This window comes from Kitasatospora sp. MY 5-36 (assembly GCF_001182915.1).
Taxonomy (GTDB): Bacteria; Actinomycetota; Actinomycetes; order Streptomycetales; family Streptomycetaceae; genus Kitasatospora.
Map to the genome: position 1 here is coordinate 1 of NZ_LFVW01001413.1, position 594 is coordinate 594.

The window sequence follows — 594 nt, forward strand, 5'->3', positions numbered from 1 at the left end:
CGCCCGGCGGGGCGGAGCGGACGGAGTCGAAGGCCTGCCGCGCCTGGCGCACCGTCGGGTCGGAGGCCTGCCGCAGGCAGGCCGTCACCTCGACCACCGCGGCGGGGCCGTCGCGGTCGATGGCGCGCAGGCCGGTCAGCTCGCGGTCGCCGCCGAGCGCCGCGCACTCCTTGTCGAGGGCCGTGTCGCCCAGCCCGGACGGGTCCGGGCCGAGCTTCTCGGCCAGCCCCTGGCCGTCCACCAGCCGGAACGCGAGGACGGCGCCGTCCACGGCCAGCCGCCCGGCGAGCGGGCAGCGGGCCGCGACCGTCGCGCACGACGGGGACGCCCCCAGCGGCTGGGTGCCGAGGTAGCCGAACCGCTCCCGGGGGTCGGCGCTCGACGCGGCCAGGGCGTGCCAGTTCACCGGCGGGTCGAGGACCATCTCGGGCAGCCGGGGGAAGAAGACCGTCGCCCCGCTCCCGGCGGACGGTTCCCCCGGCACCGTCGGGGCGGGCGAGACCGACGGGGCCGGCGCCGCCGCCGGGGGCGACAGGACCGGGGCGGACACGGAGCCCGCGGGCCCCGTCGCGGCCCCCCGCACCGGTGCCGGCG

The 594-nt window shown here is 81.0% G+C and carries 1 pseudogene; it reads right to left on the reverse strand.

Going from position 1 to position 594, the window contains the following annotated elements:
* Positions 1-550, reverse strand: a pseudogene (locus AE652_RS49385) (hypothetical protein); the annotation flags it as partial.
* Positions 551-594: the final 44 nt, after the last annotated feature.